Source organism: Actinophytocola sp., assembly GCF_036378875.1.
Taxonomy (GTDB): domain Bacteria; phylum Actinomycetota; class Actinomycetes; order Mycobacteriales; family Pseudonocardiaceae; genus Actinophytocola.
Genome location: NZ_DASUVO010000117.1, coordinates 37954 through 56190 on the forward strand (window position 1 = coordinate 37954; position 18237 = coordinate 56190).

Annotated in this window: 13 protein-coding genes and 3 pseudogenes; 13 read left to right on the forward strand and 3 right to left on the reverse strand. The window is 69.1% G+C overall.

The annotated features are described in order from the left end of the window. Positions 1 to 3 precede the first annotated feature (3 nt). Positions 4 to 801, reverse strand: a complete 798-nt coding sequence (locus VF106_RS34425; protein ID WP_330844112.1) for an IclR family transcriptional regulator — start codon at positions 799 to 801, stop codon at positions 4 to 6. Positions 802 to 931: 130 nt separating this feature from the next. Here VF106_RS34425 and VF106_RS34430 point away from each other — a divergent pair, with 130 nt between their 5' ends. The 6 genes from VF106_RS34430 to VF106_RS34455 all read left to right on the forward strand — a co-directional run bounded on the left by VF106_RS34430 (position 932) and on the right by VF106_RS34455 (position 8834). Continuing rightward, positions 932 to 2410, forward strand: coding sequence for an aldehyde dehydrogenase family protein (locus VF106_RS34430; RefSeq protein ID WP_330844113.1), 1479 nt, complete (start codon positions 932 to 934; stop codon positions 2408 to 2410). After that, positions 2407 to 4143, forward strand: coding sequence for a thiamine pyrophosphate-binding protein (locus VF106_RS34435; protein WP_330844114.1), 1737 nt, complete (start codon positions 2407 to 2409; stop codon positions 4141 to 4143). The genes VF106_RS34430 and VF106_RS34435 overlap by 4 nt, the downstream gene beginning before the upstream one ends. 35 nt (positions 4144 to 4178) lie before the next feature. Further along, positions 4179 to 5333: an ABC transporter substrate-binding protein gene (locus VF106_RS34440; RefSeq protein ID WP_330844115.1), complete on the forward strand. Its 1155-nt coding sequence runs from the start codon at positions 4179 to 4181 to the stop codon at positions 5331 to 5333. Positions 5334 to 5336: 3 nt separating this feature from the next. Further along, complete coding sequence (locus VF106_RS34445) at positions 5337 to 6206, forward strand: branched-chain amino acid ABC transporter permease (protein ID WP_330844116.1); 870 nt, start codon at positions 5337 to 5339, stop codon at positions 6204 to 6206. Between the two features lie 115 nt (positions 6207 to 6321). After that, positions 6322 to 8121: a branched-chain amino acid ABC transporter ATP-binding protein/permease gene (locus VF106_RS34450; protein WP_330844117.1), complete on the forward strand. Its 1800-nt coding sequence runs from the start codon at positions 6322 to 6324 to the stop codon at positions 8119 to 8121. Further along, positions 8118 to 8834 carry an ABC transporter ATP-binding protein gene (locus VF106_RS34455; protein ID WP_330844118.1) on the forward strand — a complete coding sequence of 239 codons (717 nt, stop codon included), beginning with the start codon at positions 8118 to 8120 and terminating at the stop codon, positions 8832 to 8834. Before VF106_RS34450 ends, VF106_RS34455 begins: the two co-directional genes overlap by 4 nt. Positions 8835 to 8877: 43 nt before the next feature. Here VF106_RS34455 and VF106_RS34460 read toward each other — a convergent pair whose 3' ends face one another. Together VF106_RS34460 and VF106_RS34465 are read right to left on the reverse strand one after the other, a co-directional pair. Continuing rightward, on the reverse strand, positions 8878 to 10971 hold the full coding sequence (locus VF106_RS34460; RefSeq protein ID WP_330844119.1) for a BamB-related PQQ repeat family beta-propellar protein: 2094 nt from the start codon (positions 10969 to 10971) through the stop codon (positions 8878 to 8880). 10 nt (positions 10972 to 10981) lie between these two features. Then, on the reverse strand, positions 10982 to 11956 hold the full coding sequence (locus tag VF106_RS34465) for a ThuA domain-containing protein (RefSeq protein WP_330844120.1): 975 nt from the start codon (positions 11954 to 11956) through the stop codon (positions 10982 to 10984). A 148-nt stretch (positions 11957 to 12104) separates the two neighbouring features. Here VF106_RS34465 and VF106_RS34470 point away from each other — a divergent pair, with 148 nt between their 5' ends. The 7 genes and pseudogenes from VF106_RS34470 to VF106_RS34500 all read left to right on the forward strand — a co-directional run. Beyond that, the gene (locus VF106_RS34470; RefSeq protein WP_330844121.1) at positions 12105 to 12977 is read left to right on the forward strand and encodes a shikimate dehydrogenase; all 873 of its coding nucleotides are present in this window, start codon (positions 12105 to 12107) and stop codon (positions 12975 to 12977) included. Between the two features lie 16 nt (positions 12978 to 12993). Continuing rightward, positions 12994 to 14859: pseudogene (locus tag VF106_RS34475) on the forward strand (bifunctional sugar phosphate isomerase/epimerase/4-hydroxyphenylpyruvate dioxygenase family protein); the annotation flags it as partial. A 96-nt stretch (positions 14860 to 14955) separates the two neighbouring features. Then, a pseudogene (locus VF106_RS34480) lies at positions 14956 to 15714 on the forward strand (sugar phosphate isomerase/epimerase family protein); the annotation flags it as partial. A 237-nt stretch (positions 15715 to 15951) separates the two neighbouring features. Then, on the forward strand, positions 15952 to 17145 hold the full coding sequence (locus VF106_RS34485; protein ID WP_330844122.1) for an MFS transporter: 1194 nt from the start codon (positions 15952 to 15954) through the stop codon (positions 17143 to 17145). Between the two features lie 44 nt (positions 17146 to 17189). Further along, on the forward strand, positions 17190 to 17531 hold the full coding sequence (locus VF106_RS34490) for an ArsR/SmtB family transcription factor (protein ID WP_330844123.1): 342 nt from the start codon (positions 17190 to 17192) through the stop codon (positions 17529 to 17531). Positions 17532 to 17534: 3 nt separating this feature from the next. After that, the gene (locus tag VF106_RS34495) at positions 17535 to 18041 is read left to right on the forward strand and encodes an SRPBCC family protein (protein ID WP_330844124.1); all 507 of its coding nucleotides are present in this window, start codon (positions 17535 to 17537) and stop codon (positions 18039 to 18041) included. After that, positions 18041 to 18237, forward strand: a pseudogene (locus VF106_RS34500) (dihydrofolate reductase family protein); the annotation flags it as partial. The gene VF106_RS34495 and the pseudogene VF106_RS34500, both read left to right, overlap by 1 nt.

Sequence of the window (18237 nt, forward strand, 5' to 3'; positions counted from 1 at the left end):
CGCCTACCCGCGGAAGGGGTGGTCGAAGCCACGTTCGGTCAGGTGTCCGGAGACCTCCGTCAGAGCTGCCACGAACTCGTCGACCCGCTCATCGGGGAAGCGCACGGTCGGTCCGCTCAGCGAGAGAGCGGCGATCACCGATCCGCCACGACCGATGACGGGGACCGCGACCGCGGACAGGCCGGTCTCGCGTTCGCCGTGGCTGACGGCGTAGCTCCGGACGGCGGCCTCGTCGATCTGCTCGCGCAGCCAGCCGATGTGGTCAGAGCCGTACGGCGAGCTTTTCGCGATCCGGGCGAGGTGGGTGTCGTCGGCGTTGCGCAGCAGGATCTTCGACGACGCGCCCGCCCACAGGGGCAGTTCGTCCCCCACCTGCACGACATGGCGCAGCGGCTGCGGGCTTTCCTGCTGCGCCACGCACACGCGGTAGATGTCGCGGGCGACGTAGAGGTTGACGGTCTCGCGTTGCCGCTGCGCGAGACCACGCATCAGCTCCTTGGTCTCCGCCGGCAGTTCCCAGCTGCTGCGGGCGAGGTGCGCCCACCGCCACAGGCTCGGGCCGGCCATGTACCCCTTGGCCGTGGCCCACAGCAGACCGTTCTGCTCCAGGGTCTGCACGAGCCGGATCACTGTCGTCTTGGCCAGCCCTGTCGCGCGGACGATCTCGCCGATGGAGATCGCGGGTGTTGTTTCGGTGAGCAGGCCCAGGATGTCGATGGCGCGCTGCACGCTGCGCACGCCTCCGCTGTCGCCACCGGCATCCAGCTGTGGGGCGACATGGTCCGTGCCCGTTGACTTCACTGCGCTGTCCCCTACTTCCGCGAACGTTTCGGCGCCAAGGCTTGCCAGCGTAAGTGGCCGAGCCGTACGTTACACGCAGTCCGTACAGCGGTCCAGTTGTACCGCTTGATGGTTCACGAGGAGAACTGTGGTGCTGCACGAGGTTCTCAAACCACCCGAAACCGGCACTCCCGTCGAGGCTCGCGCATATGTCGCTGGGGAATGGGTCGCGGACGGAACGCCCGCGAACCGTGTTGGCCCGCACGTGCGTGAGGTCGTCTCGCACTCCTACCCCGCGTCGCCGGAACAGATCGCGACCGCACGGGAGTTCGCCCTCTCGGGCGCGAAGACGGTCGCCGCGCTGGCGCCGGCCACACGGGCCGACGTGCTGGACCGCGCGTCCCGCCTGGCGGCCGAGCACCGCGACGACATCGCGCGGCTGATCGCGCTCGAACTGGGCAAGCCATGCAAGGACGGTCGCGGCGAAATGGACCGGGTCGCCGACACGTTCGCGGTCTGCGCGCACGAGGCTCGAGGTATCGGCGGGGAAACCGTGCCCGTGGCCGGGTGGGCACGCGGGGTGGGCAACACCGCCCTCACCTACCGGGCACCGGCCGGCGTCGCGCTCGCGATCACCCCGTTCAACGCCCCGGCGAACCTCCTCGCGCACAAGCTCGGGGCGTCCTTCGCCGCGGGCAACACGACGCTGGTCAAGGCGCCGCCGCAGGCGCCGGCGACCTCCGCCGCGATCGTCGCCCTGCTGCTGGAAGCCGGGATGCCGCCGGAAGCGGTGCAGTTGCTGCACGGCGGCGGTGACGTCGGCGCGGCACTGTGCGCGGCACCCGAGGTGAGCGTCGTCAGCTTCACCGGCAGCCCGGAGACCGGCGCGGCGGTCGCCCGCGCCGCCGGGGCGAAACGGCTCGTGCTGGAGCTCGGCGGCAACGCAGCGACGATCGTGTGCGCGGACGCGGACCTCGCGCACGCCGCCAGGATCTGCGCCAGGACCGGCTACTCCAACTCCGGCCAGAGCTGCATCTCCGTGCAGCGGGTCTACGTGCAGCGGGCACGGTTCGACGTGTTCGTCCACGCGTTCAGCGCCGAGGTGGACCAACTGGTCGTCGGTGACCCGCTGGACCCGGCCACCGACGTCGGCTCGATGGTGGACGAGGACGCGGCGACGCGGGTCGAGAAGTGGATCGGTCAGGCGACCGCTCAGGGCGCGCGGCTCGTGACCGGTGGCGTGCGGGACGGTGCGACGTTGCGGCCCACGGTCGTGGCCGACCCACCCGCCGACGCCACGCTGGTCACCGAGGAGGTGTTCGGCGCGCTGGTGGCCGTGCTGCCGTTCGACGAACTCGACGAGGTCATCGAGACCTGCAACGACAGCCGGTTCGGTTTGCAGGCCGGCCTGTTCACCAACGACATCAACACGATCATCCGCGCCTGGCGTGAACTGCAGGTCGGCGGGCTCGTCGTGAACGGGTCGTCGAACTTCCGCCTCGACCACGTCCCGTTCGGCGGCGTGAAGGACTCCGGCTTCGGGCGTGAGGCGCCCAAACAGATGATCGACGACTACACCGTGATCAAGACGCTGATCCTGCGCGGCATGTCCATCTGGGGGCAGTCATGACGACCGCGGCGGAAGCACTCGTCAGGCAGCTGGAGTCCTACGGCGTCGAGTACGTCTTCGGCCTCTGTGGACATACGAACATCGCGTTCCTGGACGCGTTGGGGCGCAGCGACATCGAGTTCGTGATCGCGCGGCACGAGCAGGCCGCAGCGCACGCGGCCGACGGGTACGCCAGGATGACCAGCAAACCGGGCGTGCTCCTCGTCCACGTCGGACCGGGCATGATGAACGCGGTGACCGGGGTCGCGACCGCGGCGCTCGACTCCGTACCACTGGTCACGATCGCCGGCGACATCCCGTCCTACTACCACGGCCGGCACCCGCACCAGGAGGTCAACCTCCACCACGACGCCGACCAGACCGCGATCTACAAGCCGTTCGTGAAGCGGGCGTGGCACGTGCACCGGGCCGAGGACCTGGCCCGGTTCACCGAGCGTGCGTTCTGGACCGCGACGTCCGGGCGGCCCGGCGCGGCGCTGCTCAACGTCCCGATGGACCTGTTCTCCCGGCAGGTTACCGACGAGTCGGCGACGGCGTACCCGCTCGTCGCGCACTCCCCCGCGCCCGCGTTGCCGAAAGCGGAGGCGGAGCGCATCGCCGAGCTGCTCGTCGGGGCGGAACGGCCGCTCATCTACGTCGGCGGTGGACTGCGTGACGAGTCGGGGCGGGCCGCGCTGCTCAAGCTGGCCGAGCACCTGGACATCCCGATCGCGCACTCGCTGATGGCCAAGGGCACCGTCGACGACCGGCACCCGCTGGTGATGGGCATGACCGGGTTCTGGGGTCTGGACCTCACCAACAAGTACACAATGGACGCCGACGTCGTGCTGGCGCTCGCGACCCGTTTCGCCGAGACGGACGCCAGCTCGTGGAACGCCGACTACACCTGGCACTTCCCACCGGCCAAGCTCATCCAGATCGACATCGACCCCGCCGAGATCGGCCGCAACTACCCCGTCGAGATCGGGGCGGTCGCCGATGTCCGGCTCGCGGTCGAGGCGATCGCCGACGCCGTGGTCGCGCGCAGTCCACAAGGGATGGACAGGATCGAGCTGCGGGAGCGGATCGGCGCCGAGCGGACCGAACTGTTCGGCGCGAGCCGTGAACGGGGCCGCAGCGACGACTTTCCCTTGCGGCCCGAGCGCATCCTCGCCGACCTGCGCGACGCGCTGCCGTCCGACGCGGTGCTCGTCACCGACGTTGGCTGGAACAAGAACGGTGTGGCGCAGTGCTACGAGCTGCCCCCGGACGGACGGTTCATCACCCCGGGTGGACTGTCCACGATGGGCTTCGGGCCCGCCGCGGCGATCGGCGTGCAGATCGCCGAACCGGACCGGGTGGTCGTCGCGCTGGTCGGCGACGGCGGGATGAGCGCGCAGCTACCCTCGGTGCCGATGGCGGTCGAACAGGGACTGCCGGTGATCTTCCTCGTGATGAACAACCGGGCGCACGGCACGATCGCCGACCTGCAGGCCGCGAACTTCGGTGCCAGCTTCGGCTGCGAGTTCTTCGACCGGGACGGCAACCCGTACTCGCCCGACTTCGCCGCCTACGGCAAGGCATGCGGTGCCGACGGGTATCTCATCGAGAAACCGGGAGACCTGGCCGCCGCGCTCCAGCAGGCGATCCAGCGGCGCCGACCGGCGGTGCTGGACGTTCCGATGGTGAACGAACCCGTGCCCACGCCAGGACATTGGAACATCAAGGACATCTACCGCGGCGACTTCGGCTGACCCCCAACCCATCCCACAACGAGGTGAGAACCTTCATGTCCCCAAAACTAACGAAACGGTTAGTCCTCTCTGCTGCCGCGCTCGCACTCGCGACCAGCGCGTGCGCGGCACCCGGCAGCTCATCGTCCAATCAGGAGAGCTCAGAAGGCCCGTTCAAGATAGCGGTGGTGAACGCACAGAGCGGGCAGCTCAGCTCGCTCGGCCAGTGGGAGTGGAAGGGCGCGCAACTCGCCGCCGACGAGTGGAACGCCAAGGGCGGCATCGACGGCCGCCAGATCGAGCTGGAGCTGTTCGACGACCAGGGCGACCCGACCGTTGGCACGAACCTCGCGCGCAAGCTCGCGAGCGAGGGCTTCGTCGCGATGATCGGCACCGCGGAGAGCGCGGTCACCGTGGCCATGATCCCGGTGCTGCAGCAGGCCAAGATCCCGAACATCACCTCGGGCCAGTCCCCCGCCATCGCGGCCGCGGGCAGCCCGTTCGCCTTCTACAACGGCCCGACGAGCAACACCTACGACGAGACGCTCGCCAAGTACCTGGTCGACGAGAAGGGCTTCAAGAACATCGCGGTGATCTCCAACAACGGCTCGTTCGGCAAGGGTGAGCGCGACGCGTTCACCAAGGCGTTGACCGACCGCGGGATCACCCCCGTCGACGACCAGGTCGTGACCACGGACCAGAAGGACTTCTCCGCCGCGCTGACCTCGATCCGTCAGAAGTCGCCTGACGTGCTGTTCATCGGCACCGAGGAGGTCGAAGCCGGGCTGATCGTCAAGCAGGCCAGGGAGTTGGGCATCACCGCGACGGTCGCCGGCGCGGCGCCGATGGGCACGCCGGTGTATCTGGAGACCGCCGGCGCGACCAACGCGGAAGGCACGGTCGTCAGCTCCCCGTACCTGAGCAACGACACCGACGAGGCGGCTCGTGCGTTCGCCAAGGCCTACCAGGAAGCACACGGCGAGGAAGCCGAGATGCACGGCGCGAAGGCCTACGACGGCGCGAACATCATCTTCACCGCGTTGAAGAACTCGAAGGGTGCCACCGGTCAGAAGCTGGCCGACGAGATCCGGGCGACCAAGTACGACGGCCTGCTCGGCGACTTCGAGTTCGACGAGACCGGAGTGGGTATCCACGCCACGTCCATCGGTGTGATCAAGTCGGGCAAGCTCGTCGCGGAATCCGCCGGTTGACAAATGGAGGTCTTCTTCCAGACACTCGTGGGCGGCCTCGGTTTCGGGGCCGTCTACGCACTCGTCGCCATGGGGTTCTCGATCGTCTACCGGACCATGGGCCTGGTCAACTTCGCCCACGGCCAGGTGGTCATGATCGGCGCGTACGCGGCGTCCACTTTCTACATGTCGGCCCACGTGCCGTTCTTCATCTCGATCCCGGTGGCCATGGCGGTCACCGGACTGATCGGGCTCGTCATCGAGCGGGTGCTGCGTCCGTTGGAGAACAAGGACTTCGACCTCATGCTGATCGGCACGATCGGCTTCGGCATGGTGCTCGAGGCACTCGCCACGATCATCTGGGGCGCGACCGGGCACGCGGTGCCGTCCCCTGTGGACACCGAGCCGCTGGACTTCTTCGGTATCCGCGTGCGTACCTACAGTATTGTCGTGCTGGGTATCGCGGCACTCGCGACCGCCGCGCTCGTACTGTTCCTCCAGCGCACCAAGCGTGGCGCGGCCATGCAGGCGGTCGCGATGGACCACGAGGCGGCCACGGCCGTCGGCATCCACGTCGGTCGCAGCAACGCCATCGCGTTCGCCATCGGCGCCGGGCTCGCGGCGCTGGCCGGCGCGCTGGTGGCCCCCATGCTCTACGTCAACCCGACCCTGGGTGGTTCCCTTGGCATCAAAGGGTTCGCCGCGGCCATCCTCGGTGGCTTCGGCAACATCCCGGGCGCGATCGTGGGTGGCCTGGCTATCGGCGTGCTCGACTCCTACGCGGCAGGCCGATTCCAGGCCTACTCGGAACTGGTGGTGTTCCTGGTGTTCACGGTCATCATCATGATCAAGCCGACCGGGCTGTTCGGCGAGCGGACGGTGAACCGGGCATGAGCGGAGCTTGCGGAGCGAATCGTCGATATCCAGGACGGCACCTCGACCGCGGAGGGCGCCGGTGGAGCGGAGCCTGCGGAGCGTTCCGGTGCCACGGAGCGGGCGAGGGGGCGTCATGAAGTATCGTGTCGCCGCCTTCGCGGCCGTCGGGATCGCGGCCTGGTTCCTGCCGTACGGGCTGGACCTGTACGGCATCCACGTGCTGGACATCGCCATCGTGTTCGCGCTGCTGGCGGTCGGGCTCGGGTTGGCGATGGGGATCGGCGGCCAGATCAACCTCGCCCAGGTCGCCTTCTTCGGTGTCAGCGCCTACGCCATCGCCATCCTCACCACGAGGGCCGGGTTCGGGTTCTGGACCGCGGCGGTGCTCGCGCTGCTCGCCGCCGCGCTGGTCGGGATCTTCGTGGGGATCCCGGCGCTGCGCATGCAGTCGCACTACCTCGGCATCGTCACGCTCGGCCTGGCTCTGGCGTTCACGAACTGGGTCACCAACAGCACCCTCACCGGCGGCGCCGACGGCATCTCCGGCATCCCGATCCCACCGCTGTTCGGCATCGACATGTCGAACGAGTACCTGTACTACTACTTCGAGCTGATCGTGTTCGCGCTGGCGCTCGGTTTCGCCGGGTTCGTCGCGCACACCGGGCTCGGCAGGCGCATGCGGGCGATGCGGGACGACTCGCTGGCCGCCGGCGCGGTCGGTGCCCCGGTGCCGGTGTTGCGGATGACCGCGTTCGTGCTCGCGAGCCTGTACGGCGGTGTCGCGGGTGTGCTGTACGCCGGGCTCGTCCGCTATGTCGCGCCGGAGACGTTCAGCATCGCGAACATGTTCCTCCTGCTCGCCATGGTGATCATCGGTGGGCGACAGAGCATCATCGGCTGCGTGGTGGGCGCACTGGCCCTCTCGCTGCTGCGGGAGGTGCTGGTCGACTTCTCGGTCTACGCACAGCTCGGGTTCGGCGTCGTGGTCGTGCTGATGGTCGTGTTCGCCCCGACCGGACTGGCCGGCATCCCGTCCCGCCTGCGCAAGGCGCTGCGCCGACGGAAGGCCGACGAGCGAGCGGCGCTTCAGTCCTTCACGCCATTGCCGTCCACCGAGGATCGTACCGGCGCAGGGCTGACGATCTCGGGCATCAGCAAGCACTTCCGTGGGCTGACCGCGCTGCGGGACGTGTCCATGTCCGTCCAGCCAGGAGAGATCCGTGGTGTGGTCGGGCCCAACGGCTCCGGCAAGACCACGCTGTTCAACATCGTCTCCGGCATCTACACCGTGTCCGCCGGGTCGGCCTCGGTCGACGAAAAGGTCGTGACCGGCCGGCGACCACACCAGCTCTCACAGCTCGGGCTCGCCAGGACGTTCCAGAACCTGCGGCTCTTCGGGCAGATGACCGTGCTGGACAACGTGCTCGTGGCGCTCGACCGGTCGTCGATGTGGGCGGTGTGGCGGTACCTGTTCTGGCCGGTCGGGATCTGGCGGTCGGAACGGCACCTGCGGGAGCGGGCCGATGAGCTGCTGGCACGGTTCGGGCTCACCGACTTCGCAGACGCGGCACCGACCTCCCTGCCGTACGGCATCCAGCGTCGGCTGGAGATCGCGCGTGCCATGGCGACCCAACCCAGGCTGTTGCTCCTCGACGAGCCCGCCGCCGGGCTCAACGGCCAGGAGGTCGGCCAGCTGAGCGAGATCGTCCGGTCCATTCGCGACAGTGGGGTCACCGTGGTACTGATCGAGCACAACATGGGGCTCGTCATGTCGCTGTGCGACCGGGTGACCGTGCTCGCCAGCGGCGGCGTGATCGCCGAGGGCACCCCCGCCGAGGTCGCCGTACGCCCCGAGGTGATCGAGGCCTATCTCGGCGACTCGATGAACACGGCCGAGATCGCTGCCGAAGTGCAGTCGGAGGTGGCGCGTTGAACGTTGACGAGTTGGTGGTGTCGGACCTGTCCGTCCACTATGGCGGTGTGCGGGCCGTCAGGTCGGTGAGCTTCACCGTCGGTGCTGGCGAGTGCGTCGGCATCATCGGGGCCAACGGCGCGGGGAAGACCTCCACGTTGAAGGCACTCATGGGCCTCGTGCCGAGGACCGCCGACACCATCCGGTTCGGCGACCACGACCTCACGAAGGTCAAGGCACGCAACGTCGTGCGGCACGGCATCGGTTACGTGCCAGAGGGCCGGCACGTGTTCCCCGGCCTGACGGTCGAGAGGAACCTGTTGCTCGGCGCCTACGTCCGGCAGTGGAAGGGCGACACCCTGCGCACCCTCACCGAGGTGTTCGACCTGTTCCCCGTACTCGGGGAGATGCGACACCGCCTGGCAGGGGCGCTGTCGGGTGGCCAGCAGCAGATGCTGGCGGTCGGCCGCGCACTCATGTCCAACCCTCGCCTGATTCTGCTGGACGAGCCGTCCATGGGATTGTCGCCCAAGCTCATCGAGGACATCCTCGCGGTCCTCAAGCGCCTGTCCGACGCCGGGCACGCCCTGCTCCTCGTCGAACAGAACGCGAAGCTCACCTTCGAGGCGACCAAGACCTGCCTGGTCATGGAGAACGGCGAGATCGCGATGACGGGGAAGTCGGCTGACCTGAGCCGCGATCCCCGCGTCCGGCAGATCTATCTCGGGCTCTGACTCGCCGGCGGCCGCACCCGGGGTGCGGCCGCCGGCGACTCGGTCAGTACACCTCGATCTTGCCGGTGGACCGCGGGCTGAACGGGTCGTTGAAGAAGTACTCGCCGCGCGTGTCGAACGTGTGCGTGTACGACTCGCCCGGCGCCAGCCGGACGTCGAACAGCCCCTCGAAGAACTGTGTGGCGCCACGGGTGTTCGCGTTGCCGGCGTGGTTGGTGAACGTGACCGTGGTGCCGACGGGCACCCGAAGGTGCGTCGGGGCCATCGCGTTCACGGCGGTCGACTCGGTCGCGCCGACCGTGCCGGTGGCCGCGTCGTAGGTCCGTCCTATCACGATGGTGTGGCCGACCGTACTGCCTTCCACTGGCCCGCCCTGGACCGGCCGGCGGATGACCGGTGGTGTCGGCGCGGGTGCCGGCGGGACATTGCCGCCGATCTTGAACGCCCACAGGAAGTCCCCGCGCGGCGCCGAGTTGCCGTACGGGATGTTGGTGCCGCCCGCGTACACGGCGAGGTACTGCTCTCCGTCCACTTCGTACATGATCGGGCTGCTGCTGATCGCCGCGCCGGTCTGGAACCGCCACAGCTCCCTGCCGTCGCGTGCGTCCAGGCACAGCAGGTGGCCGTCGGGCTGGCCGATGAACAGCAGATCGCCTGCCGTGGTGAGGATCCCGTTGCCGTGCGCCAGCGAGTACGGCATGCGCTTCTTCCAGCGCACGGTGTTCGTGCTCGGGTCGACCGCGACGACCCCGCCCGTCTGGTACTCCCCTGGTGGTCTGAGGCCGTTGCTGGCCTCGGTCAGCGAGTGCGCGGCCGCGACGTACCCGAAGCCGGTGTAGACCAGACCGGTGCTGTGGCTGAAGGACTGGTGGCTCCAGTCCGCGGCGCCGCCGTGACCGGGAACGGACAGCACGGGGACGTCCCAGTGCGGGGTGTACAGCGAGCCCAGCACGTAGTTGGGCACCGCCCGGTTCGGGTCGCCGGGCACGGCCGTGCCCAATGGCTGGGCGACCGGGGTGATCTCGGTCCACGGACCCTGCCGTGGGAAGGGCTGGGTGGGCCAGGTCTTCTGGCGCGGCTCCTGCGGCACCGGCCGCTCGTCGATGCCCAACGGCGCGGAGCCGTCACGCCGGTCGAGGATGAAGTACATGCCGGACTTGCTGCCGTACACCACGAGCTTGCGCTTGCGGCCCCGGATCCACGTGTCGACCAGTACCGGCGCCATCGTGTTGTCCATGTCCCAGATGTCGTGGTGCACCGACTGGAAGTGCCAGCGGTACTCGCCGGTCGCGATGTCCAGCGCCACGATGCAGTTGGCGAACAGGTTCTGCCCACCGCGTGCCGAACCGTCCTGTGAGGACCTGTTGCCGCGTGCGTTGCCGAACGTCCAGTACACCAACCCGAGTTCCGGGTCGATCGCCGGGTGGATCCACGGGGTCGCGCCGCCGTCCTGCCAGGAGTCGCCCTCCCAGGTGTCGTTGCCCCGCTCGCCGGGACCGGGTGCACCGAAGAAGTGCCACAGGACATCGCCGTTGCTGGCGTCGAGCGCGAGCGCGGCCGCACGCGGGCCGTCGTGGGTGCCGACGTGCAGCTTGCCGTCGTGGTAGACGACGGCGACCTTCTCCATGTTGCCGTACTCGCTGATCTGCTTCTCCCACACGACCTGGCCGGTCTCCTGGTCGAGCGCGATGATCCAGTCACCGGCGCCGTGGGTGAACACCATGCCCTGGCCGACGCCGACGCCCCGGCGGGTCAGCGTGCCCCGGGTCTGCCGGTACACCCACTTCGTGACGCCGGTCCTGCCGTCCACGGCGAACACGTTGCCCGGCGCCGACTCGATGTAGATGACACCGTCCACGGCCACCGCCGTGCTCTCGTTGTTGCCGGTGCTGATGCCGCCCTCTATCCGGTTCACCCAGGCGGCACCCAGCCTTCTGATGTTGCGCCTGTTCACACCGGCGAGCGCGGAGAAGTTCTGGTTGCCCAGGTTCCCGCCCACCTTGGGGAAGTCACGGCCCGTGGGAGTGTCGCATCGCGACAGTGGCGCGGCCTCCGCCGGCAAGGCCGGCGCCAGCGAGGCACCGACCGCCGTGGCCGCGGCGCCCTTGAGCACATCTCGTCGTTGGATCCTGGCCATATGTGTCACCTCAGCGGCAGAAGGGGGACTTACCCATGGCGGACTCGATGCCGCCGAGCAACAACTTCTGGAAGAACTCGGCGCCGGGGAAGGAGCCGTCGGTGGAGAACGCCCTGGCGTCGTGGCCGAGCGTGGTCAACCAGGCCCGCCCGCCGTCGTAGTACTGGCACCAGGCGATCGGGTGGACGTCGCCGTGGCCGGGATGGCCGGCGGTCCTCTTGGTGGCCATGGTGGACTCGTCCACAGTGGCCAGGATCCGCACCTTCGACGGGAACGGCACGAGGTTGTACCACTCGTCGGTGAACGCCCACCGCGCCGGCAGGTCCTTCGTGGACACGTCGCGCCGGTTCACCGTCTGCACGACGGCCTGCTGGTTCGCCCCGTGGTCGTAGTAGTTCGCGCCGCCGATCAACCCCTCGTACCAGGGCCAGTTGTACTCGGTGCCGAACGCGTTGTGCACGCCGACGAACCCGCCGCCACCGCGGATGTACTGGCGCAGCGCGGTCTGCGCCGGATCGTCCAGCGTGTCGCGACTGGTGCTGAAGAAGATCACCGCGTTGTAGCGGAACAGCCGCGCCGGGGTGTTGAGCTGGGTGACGTCCTCGGTCCAGTCGACCGCGAAACCCGACCGCTGTCCCATCGCGACGATCGCGTTCTGCACCGCGTTCGCCTCGGCCAACGGCGGGTTGAGCCCGGCGGGCAACGCAGGGCCCAGGTTCGCGTGCCGGGGCCCGGCGGTCCGGGTGTAGAGCAGCACGCGGTATCCGTCGACGGACGGGTTGAAGTTGTGCCAGTCGTGGTAGCACCTCGGGTCCGTGCCACGGCAGACGCCGTAGTCGGGATCACCGAGGTTCTGCGCGCCGGGATCCCTGTCCCCCGCGGGATTAGCCCCGCCAGGCAACAGGTGCGCGCCGACAGTCATGGCAACCACGGTGACGACCGCGCTCGCCGCGGCGGCCGTGATCGACTTCCAGCGGGGCTTCATTGCGTCCGCCTCTCTCACCAGCAGGGAAGGTCCACCAGACGGACCAAGCGAACCGTGTAACGGAACGCACCATAAGCCGAGCGTTTACAGGGACGCAATACGCCGCGTATAAGTAACTATCTAGTACGTCCGCACCGGGGGAGGCTGTATGGCAGCTCGGGACAGCACCGATCGCGGCTACGTCGTCGGCCTCATCGGTTCGGGGATCGGCACCTCGCTCAGTCCGGCCCTGCACGAAGGCGAGGCCGACGAATTGGGCGTGCGCTACCAGTACCGCCTGCTGGACCTCGACGAACTCCGGGCGCCGGTCAGCGATGTCGTGACCGCGGCCCGCCTGACCGGGTTCGACGGGCTCAACATCACGCACCCGGCCAAGCAGCTCGTACTGCCGTACCTCGACGCACTCTCCCCCGACGCCAAGGCCTTGGGCGCGGTCAACACCGTGGTGTTCACCGGCGACGGGGCCGTCGGGCACAACACGGACCTGCCCGGGTTCGCGCGCAGCGTCAGCACCGGCCTGCCGGACGCGGCGCTGGACCGCCTGGTGGTCCTCGGTGCCGGAGGCGCGGGTTCTGCCGTCGCGCATGCCCTGCTGTCCCTGGGCGCCGGCACGCTACGCGTCTTCGATGCCGACCACGGGCGTGCCATCGCGCTGGTCGCGTCACTCGACGCGCGGTTCGGCCCTGGCCGCGCCGTCGCGGAACCGCTCGCCGCGCTCGCCGGCGCACTGGAAGACGCCGACGGGCTGGCCCACGCGACGCCCATCGGGATGGAAGGGCATCCGGGCCTGCCCCTGTCCACCGACCTGCTCCACCCGAACCTCTGGGTCGCCGACGTCGTCTACCGGCCCCTCAAGACGGAACTGATCACGGCGGCCAGGGCGCGCGGCTGCCGGGTGCTCGACGGCGGCCGGATGGCGGTCTTCCAGGCCGCCGACTCCTTCCGGCTGTTCACCGGCCTCGAGCCGGACGTCGACCGCATGCTGCGCCACTTCGACTCGCTCGTCCACGTCCCTACGTGAGAAGGGCTGGAACCTCATGCTCACCGTCGAGCACGACCCAGCGACCACGATTCCGAACGCCCCCGTCGCGGGGCCTCGTCTTGGCATCGCGACCGCGTGCCTGTCCGGCGCCCTCGAGGACAAGCTGTCCGCCGCCGCGGCGGCGGGCTTCGGCGGTGTCGAGATCTTCGAACACGACCTCATCGCGTCGCCGTGGTCGCCGAGCCAGGTGCGGCGGGAGTGTGCGCAGCTGGGCCTGTCGATCGACCTGTACCAACCGTTCCACGACTTCGAGGCCGTGCCACCGGACGCGTTCGCGGCCAACCTGCGCCGGGCGGAGCGCAAGCTCGACGTGCTGGAGCAACTCGGTGCGAGCACGTTACTGGTCTGTTCTTCGGTGTCGCCGGACGCGGTGGACGACGACGACCTCGCCGCCGAGCAGTTGCACACGCTGGCCCACCGGGCCGCCGCCCGCGGGCTCCGGATCGCCTACGAGGCCCTGGCGTGGGGCCGGTTCGTGCGCACCTACCGGCACGCCTGGCGAATCGTGCGGCGTGCCGACCATCCCGCGCTGGGCCTGTGCCTCGACAGCTTCCACGTACTGTCCACAGGCGACTCCCCGGCGGGGATCCGGGTCATTCCCGGGGAGAAGGTGTTCCACCTGCAACTCGCGGACGCGCCTCGGCTGACCATGGATGTGCTGGAGTGGAGCCGTCACCACCGGTCTTTCCCCGGCCAGGGTTCGTTCGATCTCGCCGGTTTCCTGGACCACGTGCTTTCGACCGGGTACGAAGGACCGCTGTCGCTCGAGGTGTTCAACGACGTCTACCGGCAGACCGACCCGTGGCACGCGGCCGTCGACGCGATGCGTTCCCTACTGGCCCTGCGGGAATCCGTCAGCGTTCGGGAATCCGGCCTGCCACCGACACCTCGGCTGGGTGGGCACGTGTTCACCGAACTGGCCGTGGACGACGTGTCGGGGCCCGAGGTGGCGAACACGCTGACCGGGCTCGGGTTCACCCACACCGGGCAGCACCGGTCCAAGCCCGTCCAGCTGTGGCAGCACGGCGAGGCCAGGATCCTGTTGAACTACGCACCACACAGGACAGTCGCCCCGGGCACGGCCTCGATCTGTGCGTTGGCCGTGGAGAGCAGCGACCCTGCTGGTTCGGCGCGGCGCGCGGAACGCCTGCTCGCGCCCGTGCTCCCTCGCGCCCGCCAGCCCGAGGAGGCGGACCTGCGGTCGGTCGCCGCACCAGACGGCACCGCGATCTTCTTCTGCCGCACCGGCGAGGACCACGGCTGGCTCGGCGACTTCACGCCAACCGGCAACGGATGTGTGTCGGACCTGCTCACCGGAACCGACCACGTCTCGCTCACCGAGTCGGTCGACGACTTCGACCAGACCTCGTTGTTCTACCGCGCGGTGCTCGGCCTGCGTCCCGGCCGTACCGTCGAGTTGGCCGCGCCGTTCGGGTTGATCCACAGCCGGGCGGCGAGCGACGCGGGCGACCACGTCCGGATCACGCTCAACACCGCGCCGCTGCGCCGCGGCAACTGGGCGCCCGCGGTGCCCAACCCCCAGCACGTCGCGTTCACCACGAACGACGCCGTCGCCGCCGCGAAGGCCGTGCGTGCGCTGGGCGCGTCCGTGCTGCGGATCCCGGACAACTACTACGAAGACCTGGACGCGCGTCTCGCCCCGCCACCGGATCTGCTCGCCGCGCTGCGCGAGCACTCCATCCTCTACGACCGCGACGAGGACGGCGAATACCTGCACTTCTACACCGAGATCGTCGGCTCCCGAGTGTTTTTCGAGGTGGTGCAACGCATCGGCGGCTACACCGGGTACGGCACGGCCAACACCCCCGTACGCATGGCCGCGCACCGCAGGCGCCGGCTCCGCACCCTCAGGGACGAACCGCAGCTCCATCACGACTACTCACTGGCCCACCTGACCGCACTGAGCCTGTCCCCGCCGGAACTGGTCGACGCGGCGGCCAGCGGCGGCTACCGCTATGTCGGCCTGCGCCTGACCCGGGTGACGGCGGAGGAACCGCACTACCCGCTGGCGACCGACCCCGCCCTCATGCGCGCCACCAAGGCCCGGCTCGCGGCCACCGGCGTCGAGGTCCTGGACATCGAACTGGCCCGCATCGGCCCACACGACCGACCAGCCGACTTCCTACGCATCCTGGAGACCGGCGCAGAGCTGGGTGCCCGGCACGTCATAACGCAACTGCCCGACCCGGACCCGGTCCGCAAGGTGGACCATTTCGCGGAACTGTGCGACCTGGCCAGGCCACTCGGCCTGACGCTCGACCTGGAGTTCCCGTCGTGGACGGAAACAGCCGACCTCACCGAGGCGGTCCGGGTACTACGCGCCGCCGACCGTCCCAACGCGGGCATCCTCATCGACCTGCTGCACTTCGCCCGCTCCGCCTCCAACGTCGCCGAACTGCGCGACCTGCCACGCGAATGGTTCCACTTCGCCCACGTCTGCGACGCCCCGGCCGAAATCCCCACCACCACGGCAGGGCTCATCCACACCGCCCGCTTCGAACGCCTCTCCCCCGGCGAGGGCGGCATCGACGTCGCCGGCATCCTCGCCGCCCTACCGCCCGGAATCCCTTACACCCTGGAGATTCCACGTGCGACCCTCGTCGCCCAGGTCGGCGCGACCGAGCACGCCCGCCTGGCCCTCGCCACCACCCGCCGCCACGTCGCGTCACTCACCCGCCCAACACCGACCGGCTAGCGCGAGCTCGCGGGCGATGTCTCGAAAGACGCGCTCATGTCGTTGAACGTCCCGATCGCGTCTTTCAGAACACCCGCCATGTCCCCAACGCGTCCTTCGCGGCGCGCATCCCGCGGGTGCGCACTGTGTGAGCAGTGGCACGGGGGACACCGTCGAATCAGCCGGTAGGATCGATTCAGTTACTGCCCATACGTCGCGGTCACTGTCGATGCGGGACACGTCGACAAAGGCGATCTCATGACGGCCACGATGGTCCAGCCAACCACGACCGGACGAAGCAGCACCGCCGCCATCAGCGCGCTCGCGCTGGGCGGGTTCGGGATCGGCACCACCGAGTTCACCACGATGGGCCTGCTGCCGCAGATGGCGGCCACGTTCGACATCTCCATCCCGACCGCCGGGTACGCGATCAGCTTCTACGCACTCGGGGTCGTCGTCGGTGCGCCGCTCATCGCGGGTCTGGCCGCGCGGCTGCCGCGTAAGGGCCTGCTGATCGGGTTGATGATCGCTCTGGCGTTGGGTAACGGGTTGTCCGCCGTGGCGCCGGACGTGACACTGCTCATGACCGCCCGGTTCCTGGCCGGGCTGCCGCATGGCGCGTTCTTCGGCATCGCCGCGGTGGTGGCGACCACGCTCGTGCCGGCGGAGCGGCGGGGCACGGCGGTCGCCCGGATCATGGTCGGCCTGACGATCGCCAACCTGGTCGGCGTGCCGCTCGCGACCGCCGCGGGACAACAGATCGGGTGGCGGGCCGTGTACCTGGCGGTGGCGGCCATCGCGATCGCCACCGCGCTGGCGTTGTCGAAGTGGCTGCCGCCCGTGCCCGCCGCCGACGACGCGAGCCCTGCCGCCGAACTGCGTGCGTTCCGCCGGCCGCGGGTGTGGTTCGCCCTGCTCACCGGCATGATCGGCTTCGGCGGCATGTTCGCCGTCTACTCCTACATCTCACCGATCACCACCGAGGTCACCGGGCTGTCCGAGTCCGCGGTCCCGTGGGTGCTGGCCGTGTTCGGGCTGGGCATGACTCTCGGCGCGACCGTCGGGGGCCGCTTCGTGGACCGGTCGGTCATGGGCAGCGTGTTCGGGTCGCTGATCGCGGTGACCGCCGTGCTGGTCCTGTTCGGACTGACGGCCACGATGCCGGTGGCCGCGTTCGCCTCGGTCTTCCTGATCGGCCTGGTGTCGCAGATCCTCGCCTCCGCCTTGCAGGTCCGGCTGATGGACGCCTCCCCGGACGCGCCGTCGCTGGCCTCCTCGTCGAACCACTCGGCACTGAACATCGCGAACGGCGCGGGCGCGTGGCTGGGCGGCCTGGCCATCGCGGCCGGCTGGGGCTACTCCTCCACCGCGTGGGTCGGCGCGGCGCTGAGCGTTGCCGGCTTGGCGATTGCCGCGTTGTCGGTCACCAGGGTGGTCGTGAAAAGAAGCTGAGACCCGGCTTGACGCATGCCGATATCGGAATATGATGACGTCCCATGGCACGAGCAGCGACGACGTCGGACGTCTTCAACGCGATCGCCGAGCCGCAGCGCCGGGACATCCTGGCGCTGCTGCGGGCGGGTGAGCGGCCGGTGACCGACCTGGCCCAGGAGCTGGGGATGACCCAGCCGGGGGCGTCCAAGCACCTGCGGGTGCTCCGGGAGGTCGGGCTGGTGCGGGACCGCAAGGCAGGCAAGCAGCGCCTCTACGGCCTGGACGCCCGCGGGCTGCGGCCGGTCCACGAGTGGGTCGGCGGGTTCGAGCGGTTCTGGAACGAGAGCTTCGACCGGTTGGACGCCTACGTGCAGGACCTCAAGCAGACACGGCAGGAGGAATGACCGATGGCAGGGGCAGGGCAGGAAACGCGGGCGGAGCCGGCGACGGCCGACCGGGAGATCGTGATCTCGCGGGTCATCGACGCCCCACGAGAGCTGGTGTTCGAGGCGTTCACCGAGGTGCGGCACCTGTCGCGGTGGTGGGGACCGGACGGGTTCTCCACCACCACGCGGGCTTTCGAGTTCCGCGTCGGCGGGGAGTGGGACTTCGTGATGCACGGACCGGACGGGACGGACTACCCCGAGTGGATCTCCTGGACCGAGATCGTCCCGCCGGAGCGGATCGTGCTGCTGCACGGTGAGTCCCGCGGCGACCCGAACGCCTTCGAGTCGGTCCTGACGTTCGAGCCCGACGGCGCGGCGACCCGGATCGAGATGCGCACGGTGTTCCCCACCAAGGAGCTGCGTGACCAGGCGGTCGAGAAGTACCACGCGATCGAGGGCGGCCGGCAGACCCTGAGCAACCTGGCGGCCTACGTCGCCGAGATCGCTCGGACGGTAGTGGAGGGCTGATGGCCGGGAAGGTGTTCTTCAGCGTGACGATGTCGCTGGACGGGTTCATCGCGCCCGAGTCCCTCGAGGACTTGATGGGGCCGCAGTGGATGGAACTCCAGCAGTGGATCTTCCCGCAGCGGTTCTTCCGGGAGAACCTGAAGCTCGGCGAGGGCGGCGAGGAAGGGCGCGACAACGACATCGTGCGGGAGACGTT